17 protein-coding genes are annotated in these 16,406 nt (G+C 61.8%); 5 read left to right on the top strand and 12 right to left on the bottom strand.

Annotation, left to right across the window (positions count from 1 at the left end):
• Nucleotides 1-18: 18 nt before the first annotated feature.
• The 5 genes from Q8L50_RS02770 to Q8L50_RS02790 all read right to left on the bottom strand — a co-directional run bounded on the left by Q8L50_RS02770 (nucleotide 19) and on the right by Q8L50_RS02790 (nucleotide 4,915).
• A complete protein-coding gene (locus Q8L50_RS02770) occupies nucleotides 19-909 on the bottom strand; it encodes a pseudouridine synthase (RefSeq protein WP_305347116.1) in 891 nt (296 codons plus the stop codon).
• A 136-nt stretch (nucleotides 910-1,045) separates the two neighbouring features.
• Entirely contained in the window at nucleotides 1,046-1,795 is a 750-nt protein-coding gene (gene trmB / locus Q8L50_RS02775; RefSeq protein WP_370869729.1) for a tRNA (guanosine(46)-N7)-methyltransferase TrmB, read from the bottom strand.
• Nucleotides 1,792-2,754, bottom strand: coding sequence for a tRNA glutamyl-Q(34) synthetase GluQRS (gene gluQRS / locus Q8L50_RS02780; protein ID WP_305347117.1), 963 nt, complete (start codon nucleotides 2,752-2,754; stop codon nucleotides 1,792-1,794). Before gluQRS ends, trmB begins: the two co-directional genes overlap by 4 nt.
• A 47-nt stretch (nucleotides 2,755-2,801) precedes the next feature.
• Entirely contained in the window at nucleotides 2,802-3,878 is a 1,077-nt protein-coding gene (locus tag Q8L50_RS02785) for an NAD(P)/FAD-dependent oxidoreductase (RefSeq protein ID WP_305347118.1), read from the bottom strand.
• Nucleotides 3,879-3,967: 89 nt separating this feature from the next.
• Nucleotides 3,968-4,915: a LysR family transcriptional regulator gene (locus Q8L50_RS02790; protein WP_305347119.1), complete on the bottom strand. Its 948-nt coding sequence runs from the start codon at nucleotides 4,913-4,915 to the stop codon at nucleotides 3,968-3,970.
• 115 nt (nucleotides 4,916-5,030) lie between these two features.
• On the opposite strand from Q8L50_RS02790, the gene Q8L50_RS02795 reads away from it, so the two are divergent.
• From Q8L50_RS02795 to Q8L50_RS02810, 4 genes are all read left to right on the top strand, one after another.
• Nucleotides 5,031-5,732, top strand: a complete 702-nt coding sequence (locus Q8L50_RS02795; protein WP_305347120.1) for a pirin family protein — start codon at nucleotides 5,031-5,033, stop codon at nucleotides 5,730-5,732.
• 122 nt (nucleotides 5,733-5,854) lie between these two features.
• On the top strand, nucleotides 5,855-6,265 hold the full coding sequence (locus tag Q8L50_RS02800) for a DoxX family protein (RefSeq protein ID WP_305347121.1): 411 nt from the start codon (nucleotides 5,855-5,857) through the stop codon (nucleotides 6,263-6,265).
• 71 nt (nucleotides 6,266-6,336) lie between these two features.
• Nucleotides 6,337-6,891 carry a flavodoxin family protein gene (locus Q8L50_RS02805; protein ID WP_305347122.1) on the top strand — a complete coding sequence of 185 codons (555 nt, stop codon included), beginning with the start codon at nucleotides 6,337-6,339 and terminating at the stop codon, nucleotides 6,889-6,891.
• 36 nt (nucleotides 6,892-6,927) lie between these two features.
• On the top strand, nucleotides 6,928-7,812 hold the full coding sequence (locus Q8L50_RS02810; protein ID WP_305347123.1) for a pirin family protein: 885 nt from the start codon (nucleotides 6,928-6,930) through the stop codon (nucleotides 7,810-7,812).
• Here Q8L50_RS02810 and Q8L50_RS02815 read toward each other — a convergent pair.
• The gene (locus Q8L50_RS02815) at nucleotides 7,799-8,545 is read right to left on the bottom strand and encodes a sulfurtransferase (protein ID WP_305347124.1); all 747 of its coding nucleotides are present in this window, start codon (nucleotides 8,543-8,545) and stop codon (nucleotides 7,799-7,801) included. The two genes, Q8L50_RS02810 and Q8L50_RS02815, sit on opposite strands and share 14 nt — an antisense overlap.
• Before the next feature lie 63 nt (nucleotides 8,546-8,608).
• On the opposite strand from Q8L50_RS02815, the gene dnaE reads away from it, so the two are divergent.
• The gene (dnaE, locus tag Q8L50_RS02820) at nucleotides 8,609-12,115 is read left to right on the top strand and encodes a DNA polymerase III subunit alpha (RefSeq protein WP_305347125.1); all 3,507 of its coding nucleotides are present in this window, start codon (nucleotides 8,609-8,611) and stop codon (nucleotides 12,113-12,115) included.
• A 70-nt stretch (nucleotides 12,116-12,185) separates the two neighbouring features.
• On the opposite strand, the gene tolA is transcribed toward dnaE, so the two are convergent.
• The 6 genes from tolA to nusB are packed head-to-tail and all read right to left on the bottom strand — an operon-like array spanning nucleotide 12,186 to nucleotide 16,383.
• Nucleotides 12,186-13,091, bottom strand: coding sequence for a cell envelope integrity protein TolA (tolA, locus tag Q8L50_RS02825; RefSeq protein ID WP_305347126.1), 906 nt, complete (start codon nucleotides 13,089-13,091; stop codon nucleotides 12,186-12,188).
• A gap of 17 nt (nucleotides 13,092-13,108) precedes the next feature.
• A complete protein-coding gene (locus Q8L50_RS02830; protein WP_305347127.1) occupies nucleotides 13,109-13,540 on the bottom strand; it encodes a biopolymer transporter ExbD in 432 nt (143 codons plus the stop codon).
• 14 nt (nucleotides 13,541-13,554) lie between these two features.
• Nucleotides 13,555-14,247 carry a protein TolQ gene (gene tolQ / locus Q8L50_RS02835; protein WP_305347128.1) on the bottom strand — a complete coding sequence of 231 codons (693 nt, stop codon included), beginning with the start codon at nucleotides 14,245-14,247 and terminating at the stop codon, nucleotides 13,555-13,557.
• The gene (gene ybgC / locus Q8L50_RS02840) at nucleotides 14,244-14,657 is read right to left on the bottom strand and encodes a tol-pal system-associated acyl-CoA thioesterase (protein WP_305347129.1); all 414 of its coding nucleotides are present in this window, start codon (nucleotides 14,655-14,657) and stop codon (nucleotides 14,244-14,246) included. Before ybgC ends, tolQ begins: the two co-directional genes overlap by 4 nt.
• A complete protein-coding gene (locus Q8L50_RS02845; protein ID WP_305347130.1) occupies nucleotides 14,650-15,846 on the bottom strand; it encodes a pyridoxal phosphate-dependent aminotransferase in 1,197 nt (398 codons plus the stop codon). Before Q8L50_RS02845 ends, ybgC begins: the two co-directional genes overlap by 8 nt.
• An 18-nt stretch (nucleotides 15,847-15,864) precedes the next feature.
• Complete coding sequence (nusB, locus tag Q8L50_RS02850; RefSeq protein WP_305347139.1) at nucleotides 15,865-16,383, bottom strand: transcription antitermination factor NusB; 519 nt, start codon at nucleotides 16,381-16,383, stop codon at nucleotides 15,865-15,867.
• Nucleotides 16,384-16,406 lie beyond the last annotated feature (23 nt).

A 16,406-nucleotide genomic window follows, 5' to 3' on the forward strand; every position in this document is an offset into this window, starting at 1 on the left:
AACCCACCCACCTCTGCATCAAGGCGCAGGCGGCAGATCCAGCCGGCGGGCGCTTTGAAAATGCCTGGCCTGCCCGGTCACCGGGTCGTCAAATGCAATCGATTGCGCCAGCAGCTGTAGCGGCAGATGGTAGTTGTCGTCTGGCGTGGGGTCCAGCGGCGGGTACATGCGGTCGTTGACGATGGGCAGACCGAGGGCGTACATGTGCACCCGCAGCTGGTGTTTTTTGCCGGTCACCGGGCTCAGGTGGTAACGCGCCAGGGAGCCGCTGACCTCCATCAGGTCGACATGGGTTTCGCTGTTCGCCGGGCCCGCTACCTCGGTCTGGCGAAAAAACGGCTGACCCTCGACGATGCGGCTGATGCAGACCCTTGGAAACGTCAGGTCTGCGCGCCAGGGTGCAATCGCCTCGTAGCCCTTGCGTACATCGCGCTGGCGAAACAGGTCCTGGTAAGCGGCGCGTTCCTTCGGCTGCACTGAAAACAGCACCAGCCCGGCGGTCTCTCGGTCAATCCGGTGGAGCGGGCTGAGCCCGGTGATACCCAGCCGGTTTTTCAGGCGCACCAGCAGGGTTTCCTGCAGGTAGTGGCCCGAGGGTGTGACGGGCAAAAAATGCGGCTTGTCGACCACGACCAGGTGCTCGTCCTGGTACAGCAATTCTTCGTCAAAAGGAATGCGCGTTTCAGGCGGGAGCGTCCGGTAGTAATACAGCCGCATGTGGCCACGGTAAGGCCGGGTTGCGGTGACGGCCTCGCCGAACTCGTCGATCAGCTCGCCGCCCGCCATGCGCGCTAGCCAAAGTTCGCGTGAGATGGCAGGAAAACGCTGGACCAGAAAGTCGGTGATGGTCGGCCAGTTGCCGGCAGGCAGGCTGACACAGCTGGGGCTGACACCTTGGCGCGTGGGCAACCCGCCATGTTGAGCCCCCACGCTTGTCGCTGCGCGTACTGCGCTGCCCCCCGAGGGGGCGCTGCGCCTGCGGACTGGCGAAGCCAGATCCGCGGCCCCTGCTGGTGAAGAGGGATCCCCCACGCCTTCCAGAGTCTCAAGTGGTCTGGACACGCGTAAACACCAGGTCCCAGACGCCATGCCCGAGCTTGATGCCACGGTTTTCAAACTTGGTCAGCGGGCGGTAGTCGGGCTTGGCGGCATAACCGTCAGCACTTGCCGCCGTGTTTTTCAGCAAGGGTTCTGCCTGTAGCACTTCCAGGATTTGCTCGGCATACGGCTGCCAGTCGGTGGCGCAATGCAGGTAGCCACCGGGCTTGAGGCGGGCCGCAAGTTTGGCTGCGAGCGGCCCCTGGATCAGCCGGCGCTTGTTGTGCTTTTTCTTGTGCCAGGGGTCGGGGAAAAAGATGTGCACGCCGTCCAGGCTGCCGGGCGGCAGCATGTGGTCCAGCACCTGCACCGCGTCGTGTTGCAGGATGCGGATGTTTTCCAGCCCCTGTTCCGTGATTCGCTTGAGCAGTGCGCCCACCCCCGGCGTGTGCACCTCGCAGCAGAGGAAGTTTTTCTCCGGCAGCAAGGCCGCAATTTGTGCCGTGGCTTCGCCCATGCCGAAGCCGATTTCCAGAATGGTGGGTGCTACGCGCCCGAAGGTGGCTTCGACGTCCAGCGGCGCTGCCGAATAAGGCAGAAGGAACTTTGGACCGGCGTCGGCAAAAGCCCTGGCCTGGCCTGCAGTGGTTCGGCCGGTGCGCAGGACAAAGCTGCGGATGGTGCGCAGGTGGCTGGCGTCAGGCGAGGCGCCTTCAGGCGGGTGGGACGGCGGGATAGTGGGGGGGGATTCAATCACCGGTCAATTTTAGTCGCCCGGCCCCAGAGAGCGACGGCTTGCCTTAGCCAGTCAGCGGGCGTCTGCGCCGACAGGCCTGCAGGAAGACCAAGTACCTGCCCGGCCTGATCCAGTACGTGCATGGCTTGGCTGGTGTCCAGCGCTGTAGCGCCGTTTTGTTTGGAGAGTTTTTCGCCGTCGTCACCCCGCACCAGGGGCGTGTGCAGGTAGCGCGGCAGCGGCAGGCCGAGTGCGCGTTGCAGCCCTATCTGCCGCGCCGTGTTGTCGGCCAGGTCTTCGCCCCGGACGATGTCCGTAATACCCTGCGCGCCATCATCCACCACCACCGCCAGCTGATAGGCCCACAGGCCATCAGCACGTTTGAGAACAAAGTCCCCTACCGCCTGATGGACGTTTTGCTGTTGCGGGCCCAGCCGGCGGTCGTTCCAATGAAGCATCTGATCTGCTACTAAATCAGGAGCTGCTTGCGCATGTGGAATAAGGGCGGGAGGCCTGTTTTGCTTGCAGTTTTCAGTGAGAAAGCGCCAGGCGCGTGTGGGGCGCCCTTGCAGTCCTTGTCGGCAGGTTCCAGGGTAGCGCAGCTCCTGGTTGCGGCTGCGCGGCTGCCCGCTCGCAGCCAGCGCCTGTTCAATATCGCTTCGGCTGCAGGCACAGGGATATGCCAGTCCGGCTGCTACCAGGCTGTCCAGTGCGGCCTGGTAAAAGCTGCTGCGCTGCGACTGGTACAGCGGCGCTGCGTCGGGCAACAGGCCACAGGCGGCCAGTTGCTGCATGATCAGCGCGTCAGCGCCCGGTACGCAGCGCGGCGTGTCAATGTCTTCGATACGTACCAGCCAACGTCCTGCATGTGCGCGGGCATCGAGCCAGCTTGCCAGCGCGGCGACCATGGAGCCCGCATGCAGCGGGCCAGTTGGCGAGGGCGCAAAACGGCCGACATATCGAGTCGACACGCTGGTCATGTCATTCACCCGCTCGTCCGGAGCTGTATGCAGGTGCGCCCGCCGGGCTAACAGATTTTCAGGGCCATCTCCAGTCCGGAGACAAAAGCCTCTTCAACTCTGTGACCCAGGCACCAGTCTCCGCACGCCCCAATCCGCGATCTGGCGTCCCACACGTGGCTTTTATCCAGCGGCTGTGTGGCTTGCGCGTAGCGCCAGCGGTGCACGTCGGCATGCGAGGGTTGGGCGCGAATACCGGTCACTTCGGTGAAGGCCTTGAGCAGTTTGGCCTTGACGCGTTCGGCGTCGTCCTCCAGGTGGCGCTCGGACCACTCGGGGCTGGCTTGCACTGTCCAGCGTTCGATGGCACCGCGCCCCGGCTTGGACGACTCGCGCGCCAGCCAGGCGATGCGGTGGTGGGTGCTGCGGGCTGCATTCCAGTGCGGGCCCAGGTGCTGCAGCGTCGGCTGCATGGCTTGCGGGAAGGCCAGCATCAGGGTCCAGCAGGGTGCAATGCTGACGCCGGCCAATACCGGCATCAGGGTTTTGCCGTGCTGGGAGCTCAGCAGCAGGGCGTGGGCCTGGGGCGCAGGCACCGCCAGCACCACGGCATCAAAGCCCGAGTACACCCGGCTGTCGGCGCCCGGCCCTTCGGTCTGCAACTGCCAGCGTTCCGGGTGCAGAGTGTCGGGCTCAATGCGGCTGACCTGGGTTTCCAGCGCCAGCGAGCCGCTTGCAGCCAGCGGCTGTGCCCAATGTTTGAGCAGCGCGTTCATGCCGGGTGTGGCGACCCAATGGGCTTCTTTGGGCGGCAGCGAGGCGGCCACCACGCGGCCCGCTTCATCCAGAATGCGCACGGTGTTGGCACTCCACGGGCGCACCAGCCCAGGGCTGCTTGCCAGTGCTTTTTCGAAACGGCTGTCGCGTACCGTGAAGTATTGGGTGCCGTGGTCAAAGCCCCCAAACTCGGTGTTGCGGGTGGCCATGCGACCGCCCGGGCCCCGGCTTTTTTCAAACACCGTCACGCGGTGGCCCGCCTGCACCAGGGTGCGGGCGCAGGCGACACCGGCCATGCCTGCGCCGACCACGGCGATATGACGAGGCAAGGGCGTTGGGGAGGGTGTAGGGCGGGATTTTGGAGTCATGTCTTTGTTATTTCTGGATGTAGTCACAACGCAACCTTAAACGAAAACCATGGACGCACTCTACACGCAGCGGCGGTGGTTGCGCGTTTTTAAAGCGCGGCATCGCGCTCCAGCAGCGCCTGGCGTGTGGCGGGACGCGCCAATTGCTGCAGCCACCATTGCAGGGCGCGTCCCTCGGGGCCGCTATCCGTGCGGCGCCAGGCGTAAGCGATCGGCATCACGCGCGCAGCCCGTTGCACGCGTTTTTCCACCAGCCGGCCGGTGGCGATATGTGGCCGCGCCAGGTACTCGGGCAGAAAACCACCGCCCAGGCCGCGCAGTTGCGCCGCCAGTTTTTCCTGCATGCCGGGCACGGTGAAAATGTCTTGCCCGCCCAGCAGACCGACCGTGACGCCGCTGCCGCGCTGCACCGAGTCGGCCACCGCAACCGCGCGGTGCGGCATCAGCATGGCGTCGGTCACGGGTTCAGTGGCCAGCGCCAGTGGGTGGTGCGGCGCCACCGCGTAAATGAAATGGATGTTGCCCAGTGGTTTGCTCTGTACTGATTTGTGCACGCCCGGCTCAATCGCCACGCCAATGGCCAGGTCGGCCTGGCCTGAGGTCAGCGCTTCCAGTGTGCCGGACAGCGCCTCTTCGCGCAGCCGCAGGCGGGTGGGCGGGGTCAGCGCGAAAAAGGCCTCACACAACTCCATCACCGTGCTGCGCGAGATCACGCTGTCCACCGCCAGCGTCAGGGAGGGCTCCCAGCCAGTGGCCACCCGTTTGACACGATTCGCCACGGCGTCGAGCTCCAGCAGCAGGCGGCTGCCTTCGCGCAGCAGTTCCTTGCCGGCTTCGGTCAGCCGCGCCTGCCGCGAAGACCGGTCAAACAGCAGGACGTCCAGCGCATCTTCCACCTGGCGAATCCGGTAAGTGAGGGCGCTGGGTACCACGCCGAGCTCGCGCGCGGCTGCCGCCATGCTGCCGTAGCGATGCACGGCTTCAATCAGGCCCAAGGCTTCCGGGGTCAGGACATCACGCACGCGGTTTCGGATCATTGGACGGTGTAGGGTTCAAATAATTTGAATGATGCCATCAAAGCGGCGCAACGGCCAGAGGGCGGTCTGCCCCTACATTGGAGTTATTCACAGACCCGCTCGAAAGGAGCCCTTCATGATCACCCAACGCAGTTCCAGCGAACGCGGTTATGCCGACCACGGCTGGCTCAAGTCCTTCCATTCCTTCTCGTTTGCCGGATATTACGACCCTGCCCACATGGGTTTTGGGAATCTGCGCGTCATCAATGAAGACCGCATTGCCGCTGGCCGGGGCTTTGGCACCCACGGTCACCGCGACATGGAAATCATCAGTTATGTGCTCAGTGGTGAGCTGGCGCACAAGGACAGCATGGGCAACGTCAAGGGCATCCCGCCGGGTGACGTGCAGCGCATGAGTGCGGGCACCGGTGTGCAGCACAGCGAGTTCAACCACGCGGACGGACAAACCACGCATTTCCTGCAAATCTGGATCGAGCCCAATGTCACGGGCATTCCTGCCAGTTACGAGCAGAAGACTTTTTCCGAAAGCGACAAGCGCGGCAAGCTCCGGCTGGTGGCTTCCGGCGATGGTGCCCAGGGCTCGGTCACGGTGCATGCCGACGCAAGGTTATATGCGGGCCTGTTCGACGGCGCAGAGGCAGCCGATCTGGCACTCGATGCCAATCGTAAAACCTACGTGCATCTGGTGCGCGGCGAACTTCAGGTCAATGGCGAGCTACTTCGCACCGGCGACGCCGCCAAACTGGAGGGCGAGGCTCGCCTGCAGCTGTCGGGTGGCAAGGCGGCCGAGGTGCTGGTTTTTGACCTGGCGCCCTAGTTGCAGCGTGAGCTTGACCCAAGGCTTGGGCAAGTTTCATCTGCCTGCTGCATACTGACTTGCGCACCCCGCCTGCCGGGGCCCCATTTTTCTTTTCAATCTTTTTTAACCGAGGATTCACCATGCTTAACTCACTGCAAACCCCACTCTCCCTGATTGGCCGCGTGCTGATTGCCCTGCTGTTCATTCCCGCGGGGTTCAGCAAGATAGGCGGCTTTGCCGGGACGGCGGGCTACATCGCCTCCAAAGGTGTGCCGTTACCCGAGGTGGCTGCAGCCATCGCCATTGCGGTCGAACTGGGCCTGGGCCTGTTGCTGCTGATCGGTCTGCAGACGCGTTGGGCAGCATTGGGCATTGCGCTGTTTACCGTCGTCATCACCTTCATCTTCCACAACTTCTGGGCCATGCCGGCCGAGATGGTGATGCAGCAGCAACAAGCCTTTTTCAAGAACATCGCTGTGGTCGGCGGCTTGTTGACCATTGCCGCCTGGGGTGCAGGTCCGCTGAGCGTGGACGCCAGATTCAAGGGCTGATTGACCGTCTGCCCGGATTTTCCAGGCCGGCCTTCAGCTGGCCTGTTGATTGACAACAGCAAGGACAAGTTATGACAAACATCGTGGTGGTTTATCACTCGGGCTACGGCCATACCCAGCGCATGGCGCAAGCCGTTGCCAATGGGGCCAGCGCCCAGTTGTTGGCCATTGACGCCGATGGCAATCTGCCTGATGGCGGCTGGGAGCAGCTCAAGGCCGCTGATGCCATCATTTTCGGCTCGCCGACCTACATGGGCAGCGTCAGCTGGCAGTTCAAGAAGTTTGCAGACGCTTCGTCCAAGCCCTGGTTCAGCCAGGACTGGAAAGACAAGCTGGCCGCTGGCTTTACCAACAGCGCGGGCATGAATGGCGACAAACAGGGCACGCTGACTGCGTTGTTCACTCTGGCCATGCAGCACAGCATGGTCTGGGTCAGCCAGGGCCTGATGCCGTCCAATTCCAAGGCTGCCAAGCGCGATGACGTCAACTACCTGGTGTCTTACAGCGGCGCGATCGCGCAGTCCCCTTCGGACAGCGGCGCCGGCGAGATGTCACCAGGCGACCTGGAAACGGCCCGTTTGTTTGGCCAGCGCGTGGCTGACGTGGCGGCCAAATTTCGCCCCTGATATCGCGCCCACGCTGACACCAGAAGGGAATTCCACATGCCTGTCACACAAACACTGACCGGTCACGACAAAGACCTGGGCGGCGGCTTTCAAGTGCGCCGCCTCTTGCCAGATGCGCGGCGCCAGTCGGTCGGGCCTTTTCTGTTTTTTGATCATTTTGGACCGGTCACACTGCAGCCGGGCAGCACGCATGATGTGCGGCCGCATCCCCACATCGGACTGGCGACGGTCACCTATCTGTTTGACGGCGCGATCATGCACCGTGACAGCCTTGGGTTTGCGCAGCGCATTGAGCCTGGCGCAATCAACTGGATGACCGCCGGGCGCGGCATTGTTCATTCAGAGCGCGCACCGGACGATCTGAAAAACCAGACCTATGTGAATCATGGCATCCAGTTGTGGGCTGCCTTGCCGCGCGCACATGAAGAAGTGGCGCCGGATTTTGTACATACCCCAGCGGCTGATATTCCCGTGCTGCAGATGCGCGATGCAACGGTTCGCGTCCTGGTTGGTGATGCTTATGGCCAAAGCTCTCCGGTGAGGACTTTTTCAAAAACGCTGTACCTCGATATCCAGCTGGCGGCCGGTGCGGTGTTCGAATTGCCTCCGCTGGCCGAAGAGCTGGCGCTGTACGTGGTGGATGGCGAGCTGATGGTGGATGGTGAACCTGTGGCAGTTCACACCCTGGTGCTGCTGGAGCCCGGCCTGACCGCGACCATGGAGGCGGGGGACGCTAGTCGCTTGATGGTGATAGGCGGCGATACGCTGCCAGAGCGCCGATTCATGTGGTGGAATTTTGTGTCCAGCCGCAAAGAGCGCATTGTGCAGGCCGCGCAGGATTGGGAGCAACAGGCCATGGGCCGGGTTGCGGGCGACGATGAACTCATTGCCTTGCCGGAACGACGTTTTAGCCCGGACTGAGCGGCACCCGGGGCTGTAGGCCCGGGTCCAGCGCCCGGCGTGCATCAAAGACAAAACACGCTCCGTCAAAATGGGCGTGACCGCACTCTTCAAAATATTTCAGGATGCCGCCGTCCAGTTGGTACACCTGTTCGACACCTGCTTCGCGCATGAAAATCGCGGCTTTTTCGCAGCGAATGCCGCCAGTGCAAAAACTCACCACGGTTTTGCCCTGCAGCGAATCGCGGTGCTTGAGCAGCGCCTGCGGAAACTCGGTGAATTTGGCTATGCGCCAGTCGATGGCGTTTTTGAAACTGCCCACGTCCACTTCAAAGGCGTTGCGCGTGTCCAGGGTCACCACGGGCCGCCCGCCATCGTCATGCCCGCAGTCCAGCCAGCGTTGGAGGGTTGCGGCATCCACCGCAGGCGCGCGCCCCGCTGAGGGCTGGATGGCGGGGTGGTTCATCTTGATGATTTCCGGCTTGACCTTCACGAGCAGCTTGCGAAAAGGCGCGGCATGCGACCAGCTTTCCTTGACCGGCAGGTCGGACAGGCGCGGATCCTGCCGCAGCCATACCAAAAAATCATGAATGGCGGGCCCGGGCGCGGCCAGAAACAGGTTGATGCCTTCTTCAGCCAGCAGCACGGTGCCCGTGATGGCACGGGTTTGCAGCGCTTCACGCATTGCCGTCTGTAGATCCGGCAGTCGATCCAGCGCTACAAATTTGTAGGCCGCTATGTTCAGGATGTGCATGATCGGGGGATTGTAGTAAGCGCGGGCGGCCGGGCGCCGGAAGCCGGCGCCTAAAATGAATCCATGTTTGTTCATTTACGTATTCACACTGAATTTTCGGTGGTCGACGGCACCAACCGCATCGATGAAATTGTGCGCGCCGCAGCGAGCGATGGTCAGCCCGCGCTGGCCATCACCGACCTGAGTAACCTGTTTGGCACTGTCAAGTTTTACAAGGAAACGCGGGGCGCGGGCGTCAAGCCACTGATAGGTGCCGACGTTTGGGTGCAGGTGCCGGGCAAGGAGGCTGGGGCTGCACCCGCCAGGCTGCTGTTGCTGGTGCAAAACCGACAGGGTTATCTGAACCTGTCGGAGTTGCTGACCCGGGCCTGGACACGCGGTGTGGTGCGCGACCAGGCCATTGTCAGCCTGGCCTGGCTGCAGGAGCTGGGCGAAGGCCTGATTGCCCTGTCGGGCGCGCAGGGCGGCGCGGTGGGGCAGGCGCTGGTGCAGGGCGATGCGGCGCGCGCGACTGAATGTGCGCTGCAACTGGCGGGGATTTTCCCGCACCGCTTCTATCTGGAGTTGCAGCGTGCCCAGCGGGCCGACGATGAGCAACATGTGGTGGCGGCAGTGCAATTGGCCGCGCGGCTCAAGCTGCCGGTGGTGGCCACGCATCCGGTGCAATTTTTGACCTACGACGACTACGAGGCGCATGAGGCGCGTGTGTGTATTGCCGAGGGTGAAATTCTGGGCAATGCGCGGCGCGTGCGCAAGTTCACGCGCGAGCAGTATTTCAAGTCCTCCGCGCAGATGACTGAGTTGTTTGCCGACCTGCCTTCGGCGCTGGCCAATACGCTGGAGATCGCCAAACGCTGCAACCTCAAGCTCGACTTGGGCAAAGCGATGCTGCCCGAATATCCGACGCCCGAGGTCAATGGCGTGCGTATGCCGCCCGACGAGTACTTTCGCCATGCCTCTTTTGAAGGCCTGGAAGAGCGGCTGGCGCACCTGTATCCGAACGAAGCCATCCGCACCGACAAGCGGCCGCAGTACGTCGAGCGGCTGGAGTTTGAGATCAACACCATCCTGAAGATGGGCTTCCCCGGCTACTTCCTGATCGTGGGCGACTTCATCAACTGGGCCAAGAACAACGGCTGCCCAGTGGGGCCGGGACGCGGTTCCGGTGCCGGATCGCTGGTGGCGTATTCGCTGAAGATCACCGATCTGGACCCGCTGCAATACAACCTGCTGTTCGAGCGTTTCCTGAACCCTGAGCGGGTGTCCATGCCCGACTTCGACATCGACTTCTGCCAGACCAACCGCGACCGCGTGATTGACTATGTGAAGGACAAGTACGGTCACGCTGCGGTTAGCCAGATCGTTACCTTCGGAACCATGGCCGCACGCGCCGCGATTCGCGACGTGGGCCGGGTGCTCGATTTTTCTTACGGCTTTTGCGATGGCATCTCCAAACTGATTCCGAACAAGCCGGGCCAGGCCGTGACCCTGCAACTGGTGCCCGCCGACCGCAAGAAAAACGACAAGATGGTGTACGCGCTGGAAGCCGAACCGGTGCTGGCAGAGCGCGAGGCCAAGGAAGAAGACGTGCGCACCCTGCTTGAGCTGGCGCGCAAGCTGGAAGGCCTGACGCGCAACGTTGGCATGCACGCCGGCGGTGTGTTGATTGCACCGGGAAAACTCACTGATTTTTGCCCCCTCTACCTGCAGCCCGGCAGCACATCGGCTGTGAGCCAGTTCGACAAAAACGACGTGGAGGCGATTGGCCTCGTCAAGTTCGACTTTCTGGGCCTGGCCACGCTGACCATCCTCGAGCTGGCGCGTGAATTTATCGTCCAGCGGCATCCGGCGCAAAAAGATTTCCGATTTGAAAACCTGCCGCTCGACGACCCCAGGGTGTATGCGCTGTTTGCGGAAGGCAAGACCGAGGCTGTTTTCCAGTTTGAAAGCATAGGCATGCAGCGCATGTTGCGCGACGCCAGGCCCAACCGGCTGGAAGACCTGATTGCGATGAACGCGCTGTACCGGCCGGGTCCGATGGACCTGATCCCGACTTACATTGCGCGCAAGCAGGGCAAGGAGATACCCGAGTACCCGGACCCGCGCGTCAAGCCCATCCTGGAAGAGACCTACGGCATCATGGTCTACCAGGAGCAGGTCATGCAGACCGCGCAGATCCTGGGCGGCTATTCGCTGGGCGGCGCCGACATGTTGCGCCGTGCAATGGGCAAGAAGGACGAGAAGGAGATGGCCTCGCAGCGGGACATTTTCCGTAAGGGCGCTGGTATCAATGGCCTGTCCCAGGAAAAGGCCGACGAAGTTTTTGACTTGATGGAGAAGTTTGCCGGTTATGGCTTCAACAAGTCACACTCGGCTGCCTACGCCTTGCTGGCCTACCACACCGCATGGCTGAAGCGGCATTACACGGCCGAATTTTTCTGCGCCAACATGACGGTGGAGATGGGCGATACCGACAAGCTGCGTATTCTTTTTGGCGATGCGCAGAAGATGGGCATCAGCTTTGAGTCACCGGATGTCAACCGAGGCCACTATCGCTTTGAGCCGATCACCGACAAGAGCATTCGTTATGGCCTGGGGGCCGTCAAAGGGACGGGTCAGCAGGCGATAGCCGCCATGGTGGCGGCGCGTGAGGAAGGGGGTTCCTTTACCTCGCTGTACGACTTCTGTCTGCGGGTGGACAAGTCAAAGGTTAACAAACGCACGGTGGAGGCGCTGATCAAGGCCGGTGCTTTTGACAACCTGCAACTGAACCGCGCCTCGCTGCTCGCATCTGTGGACCGTGCCTTCGAGTTTGCCGCGCAGGCCGAAGCCAATGTCAATCAAAGCGGCTTGTTCGACATGGACTCCCACGCCGCAAGTGCGCAGGAGCCGCCACTGGTGGATGCCATGCCGTTTGGTGTCAAGGCGCGTTTGGTGCAGGAGAAAACCGCCATCGGTTTTTACCTGTCCGGGCATTTGTTTGATGAGGTCGAAACCGAGGTCCGGCAGTTTGTCAAACGCAAAATTGATGATTTGATGGATTCGCGTGACCAGACCCTGCTGGCCGCCATCGTCAGCGACCTGCGTGTCATCAATGGCAACCGGGGCAAGCTGATTATTTTCAAACTTGACGATAAAACCGACACACTGGAAGCCTCGGTGGACGAAGCCACCTTCAACGCCAACCGCAATTTGCTGAAAGACGACGAACTGGTGATTGTGCAAGGCACGCTGCAGCCTGCCTCAGAGCGCTTCGGCCGCCGTTTCAAGGTGACACAGGTGTGGAGCCTGGAGTCCGCGCGTTGCCGCTTCGGCAAGTACCTGCGTGTGGCGGTGAACGGCGCGGCGCCGGATGTGCAGCGCATCGTGCGGGACTTTCCGCCGCGCAAGGAGATGTCCGAGCAGGGCGAAGTGCAACGTGGTCTGGCGGTGCGCCTGAGCGTGAAGCGTGACACAGTGGTGGCCGAGCTGCAACTCGGTGATGCAGCCAAATTTTTCCCGACCGACGCGGCGCTGGCCAGCTGGATGGCGCAGGCGGACCAGGGTGCTGCGCAGATTATTTATGAGTGAAATCGGCCTCTGGCCCTTGTTTGACGGGCGTAAGCAGCTATCGTTTCGATAGCAGGCAAGACCTCGCTGTTTAGTCCTTGGGCCGGAATTCCAGAATCATCGGGGTCGGTACCCGGCCGTCCACATCACGCGGCATGGTCTCGGTGCGGAGGATGGCCTTGATCACCGCCTCATCCCAAGCCTTGTTGCCGCTGGACTTGATCAGCCGCTGGCTGATGATGCTGCCGTCCAGTGCCGTACGGACCTCCACCTCGGCGGTCGGGTTGCCAGAGATGTCTTCGGTAAAGACGATGTTGGGTTTGACCTTGGCGCGTACCTTGCCGCCGTAGCTGGCTGACGGACCACTGGCTTTTTGTGCGCTGCCTTTGGCGTCGGCAGCACCCGTGGCGCCGGCCAGGCCCATGGCCCGCCTGATGTTTTCCTGGCGCAGCTTTTCTGCTGCGGCATCCGCCAGCTTTTTCTTTTCAGCGTCTTTGGCGTCCTGCTTCGCTTCCAGTTTTTTGTCTTCGGCTTTTTTCGCTTCTTCGGCCTTGCGTTTGGCCAGGTCTTCTTTTGCCTTCTGCTCTTTATCCCTTTTGGCCTGAAGCTCCTTGAGCCTCTCCTGTTCGGCCTTGGCTTTTGCCAACTCCTCTTCCTTCTTCTTCAGCTCCAGCTTGCGCTTCTTCTCGCGCTCGATCGCGATGTCCACGTCCGGCGCGGGCGGCGGCGGCGGTGCCTTGACCTGCGGTGGTTCGGGTGCGGGCGGCGGCGGTGGAGGGGGCGGCGGCGCTTCCACTTCTTTGGGCGCTGCTTCTTGTGGCACGCTGGACCACAGCTCAGCCTCGAAGGAGAGATCGGGATCGCTGTGCTTCCAGTTGACGCCCCAGGTCAGGGCGCCGATCAGCAGCATATGCACCAGCAGCGCAAGACCGAAAGCCCGCAACGCACCGGCATCACGCTGTGGCGCAAACTCAAGGCGGTCGGCGGTGCTGGTCATGCGCAATACGGGCCGGCTTAGTTGCCGGTTTGCACCGACAGGCCGACACGGGCCACATTGGCTTTCTGCAAGGCGTCCATGACCTTGACCACGGTTTCGTACTTGATGGATTTGTCGGCGCTGATCACCACGGGCGTGACCTGCTCGTTGGCCGGCACGGCAGGTTGCAGGCGCTTGACGGCGGCACCGACCTCCGCAACCTTGACCGGTAGGGTGTTTCCGGCCGACTTGATCTGGATGACTTCGTCCTTGCTGATTTCGATCTGGATCGGTTTGGGCGGCTGGCCCGGGGCTTTGCCGACTTTGGGCAGGGCGATCATGCTCGGCGTGATCAGCGGCGCGGTCACCATGAAAATGATGAGCAGTACCAGCATCACGTCGATGAAGGGCACCATATTGATTTCACTGATGGTTCGACGGCCCCGGCCGCGTGAACTGACTGCTGGCATGGCGTCAATATCGATTAATGACCTGACGCCGAGGTGGCGCCCAGGTTGCGTTGCAGGATGTTGGAGAACTCCTCAATAAAGGTCTCCAGCTTGTTGGCGACGCGATCAATGTCGTGGGCAAAACGGTTGTAGGCCACCACCGCCGGAATGGCTGCGAACAGGCCAATAGCGGTCGCTACCAGCGCCTCGGCAATTCCAGGCGCCACGCTGGACAGCGTGACCTGCTCCAGCGCGGCCAGACCGGTGAAGGCGTGCATGATGCCCCAGACCGTGCCGAACAGGCCCACATAGGGTGAGACCGAACCCACCGTGGCCAGGAAAGAAAGGTTGGACTCCACCGCATCGACCTCACGCTGGTAGCTGGCGCGCATGGCGCGGCGTGCGCCGTCCAGCAAAATGCCTGGATCGGCCATGCGGCGCTCGCGCAGTTTCTGGAACTCGCGCATGCCGCTGGCAAAAATGCGTTCCATCGGGCCGCTGTGTTTTGCGTTTTGCGCGGCGGCGGCAAACAAATCGTTCAGGCTGGTGCCAGACCAGAACTCGCGGTCAAATTCGTCGTTGAGGGACTGCACGCGCTTGAGCGAGACGATCTTGCGGAAGATGGCCGCCCAGCTGGCAACCGATACACCAACAAGAAGCGCCACGACGCCCTGTACCACCCAGCTGGCATTGAGGATGAGGTTGACGATGGATAAATCCTGGTTCATGAGGTGCTTTCCAGAAGGGCAAGAATGTGGGCGGGAATTCTGGCAGGTTTGAGGCTGGCCGCATCTACCCAGCCAATGCGTATCGTACCTTCACACAGCAACTCGGCCCGCTCTGATTTTAATAGCGCCTGCTGCCCGATTATCAAGGACGCCCGGCCTTTTTCGATCAGCCTTGCAGTAACAATCAGTTCGTCATCCAGGCGCGCAGGGCGGTGGTAACGCAAGCTGGTTTCACTCACCACAAACATGCAGCCAGTGGTTTGTTTCAGTTGCTGCTGCGCTATACCCAGTGATCTGAGCCACTCGGTACGCGAACGTTCAAAAAATTTCAGGTAGTTGGCGTAAAACACAATGCCGCCGGCATCGGTGTCTTCCCAGTACACGCGCAGCGGCCACTGGAAGTTAGCCAAGGACAGTCTCCAGTCGCGCGACAGCTTCCTTCAATTCAGCCATCGAGCTGGCAGTTGAAAAGCGAACATAACGCTCCGGCGCATCGGTGCCGAAATCCCGGCCCGGTGTCACGGCCAGGTGGGCCCGCTGCATCAGCTCAAAGGCAAAGTCCCAGCTTCCGCTGACGCCCAGACGGGCGGCGGCTTGTGTGCAATCGGCATAGGCATAAAAAGCACCGTCCGGCATCACTGGCACCTGCAGGCCCAGGCGATTGAGCGCGGGGATGAAGTAGTCACGCCTGGCCTTGAACTCGGCGCGTCGCTTTTCGTACTCTGCCAGGCTGTCGGCTTCAAAACAAGCCAGTGCCGCGTGTTGCGCGATGGTGCTGGGGCAGATGAAGAGGTTTTGCGCGATGCGCTCAATCACTGGCGCCAGTTTCTCCGGCACCACCAGCCAGCCCAGGCGCCAGCCCGTCATGTTGAAGTATTTGCTGAAGCTGTTGATGCTGATGATGCTTTCGCCCAGGCCATCACCCATGGCCAGCGCGGTGTGCCCGAAGTCCTCTTCGTAGCTCAGTCCCAGGTAGATCTCGTCGATCAGCGTGATGCCGCCGCGGCTGTGCACAAACTCATGAATGCGGCGTAACTCTTGCGGCGCAATTGAGGTGCCGGTCGGGTTGGATGGCGACGCCAGCAACACGCCGCGCGTTTGGGCTGCCCAGGCAGCCTGCACCTTGGCACTGCTGAGCTGGAAGCGTTCTTGGGCCGTAGTTGGGATCAGTACCGCGTTGCCCTCGGTCGCACTGACAAAGTGCCGGTTGCAGGGGTAGCTTGGGTCGGGCATCAAGATGTCGTCGCCCGCTTCGATCAGTGCCAGACAGGCCAGTTGCAGTGCCGCCGACGCCCCGGCGGTGATGACGATGCGCGACGGTGCGACATCTGCCTGAAAACGTGTGCTGTACCAGTGGCTGATGCGCTCACGCAGGCTTTGCAGGCCGGTGGCTTGGGTGTATTGCGTGTTGCCGTCGTGGATGGCGCGGGTGGCGGCTTGCTGAACCAGGGGTGGTGCAGTGAAGTCCGGCTCGCCGATGTTCAGGAAAATCATGGGCTGCGCGCTGTGCGCCACCTGTTTTGCCAGGCTTGCAGCGGCCTTGGCAACTTCCATGACATAAAAGGGCTCAATGCGCTGGGCGCGCCGGGCTATGCGCATATCGCTCACTGGCCGGCCTCAGGTTTTTTGATCGGCAGCGACTTCTGCCGCGCGAAACCCCGGGGCCAGCTTGTGCAACACCCCGTTGACGTATTTGTGGCCGTCTGTGCCGCCGAAAGCCTTGGCCAGTTCGATGCACTCGTTGATGACAACGCGGTAAGGCACGTCCAGGCAGTGTTTGAACTCATACGCACCAATCCACAGCACCGCGTGTTCAACCGGGGATATCTCGGCCATCTTGCGGTCCAGCAGGGGCGTGACGCTGGCGTCCAGCGCCGCAGCTTCGGCAATGCAGCCGTGTAGCAGGGCATCGTAATGGGCCGAGTCTGCCTTGTGAAAGCCGACCAGGTCGCGGGTGAAGGCGTCAATCGATGCGGCCTCGTTGCGGCCCACCAGGTGCTGGTACAGCGCCTGCAGTGCAAATTCGCGCGCGCGTGTACGGCCTGATTTGTCGGCCGCTTTTTTCACGCCGGTGTCGGTCAGGCCAGTCCGGGTTTGTGGCGGGCGCTTGGCCTTGGCAGGGGTCTTTTCGGTCATGGCGCTCTTGTGTTGGGGAAGGG

The organism is Polaromonas sp. (assembly GCF_030680935.1).
In the GTDB taxonomy this organism is placed as follows: Bacteria; Pseudomonadota; Gammaproteobacteria; order Burkholderiales; family Burkholderiaceae_C; genus Polaromonas.

Coding starts and splice junctions, on each gene's coding strand:
- gluQRS (WP_305347117.1), bottom strand. CDS start 2,754: ATGACCAGCGTGTCGACTCGATATGTCGGCCGTTTTGCGCCCTCGCCA.
- Q8L50_RS02785 (WP_305347118.1), bottom strand. CDS start 3,878: ATGACTCCAAAATCCCGCCCTACACCCTCCCCAACGCCCTTGCCTCGT.
- Q8L50_RS02790 (WP_305347119.1), bottom strand. CDS start 4,915: ATGATCCGAAACCGCGTGCGTGATGTCCTGACCCCGGAAGCCTTGGGC.
- Q8L50_RS02795 (WP_305347120.1), top strand. CDS start 5,031: ATGATCACCCAACGCAGTTCCAGCGAACGCGGTTATGCCGACCACGGC.
- Q8L50_RS02800 (WP_305347121.1), top strand. CDS start 5,855: ATGCTTAACTCACTGCAAACCCCACTCTCCCTGATTGGCCGCGTGCTG.
- Q8L50_RS02805 (WP_305347122.1), top strand. CDS start 6,337: ATGACAAACATCGTGGTGGTTTATCACTCGGGCTACGGCCATACCCAG.
- Q8L50_RS02810 (WP_305347123.1), top strand. CDS start 6,928: ATGCCTGTCACACAAACACTGACCGGTCACGACAAAGACCTGGGCGGC.
- Q8L50_RS02815 (WP_305347124.1), bottom strand. CDS start 8,545: ATGCACATCCTGAACATAGCGGCCTACAAATTTGTAGCGCTGGATCGA.
- dnaE (WP_305347125.1), top strand. CDS start 8,609: ATGTTTGTTCATTTACGTATTCACACTGAATTTTCGGTGGTCGACGGC.
- tolA (WP_305347126.1), bottom strand. CDS start 13,091: ATGACCAGCACCGCCGACCGCCTTGAGTTTGCGCCACAGCGTGATGCC.
- Q8L50_RS02830 (WP_305347127.1), bottom strand. CDS start 13,540: ATGCCAGCAGTCAGTTCACGCGGCCGGGGCCGTCGAACCATCAGTGAA.
- tolQ (WP_305347128.1), bottom strand. CDS start 14,247: ATGAACCAGGATTTATCCATCGTCAACCTCATCCTCAATGCCAGCTGG.
- Q8L50_RS02845 (WP_305347130.1), bottom strand. CDS start 15,846: ATGCGCATAGCCCGGCGCGCCCAGCGCATTGAGCCCTTTTATGTCATG.
- nusB (WP_305347139.1), bottom strand. CDS start 16,383: ATGACCGAAAAGACCCCTGCCAAGGCCAAGCGCCCGCCACAAACCCGG.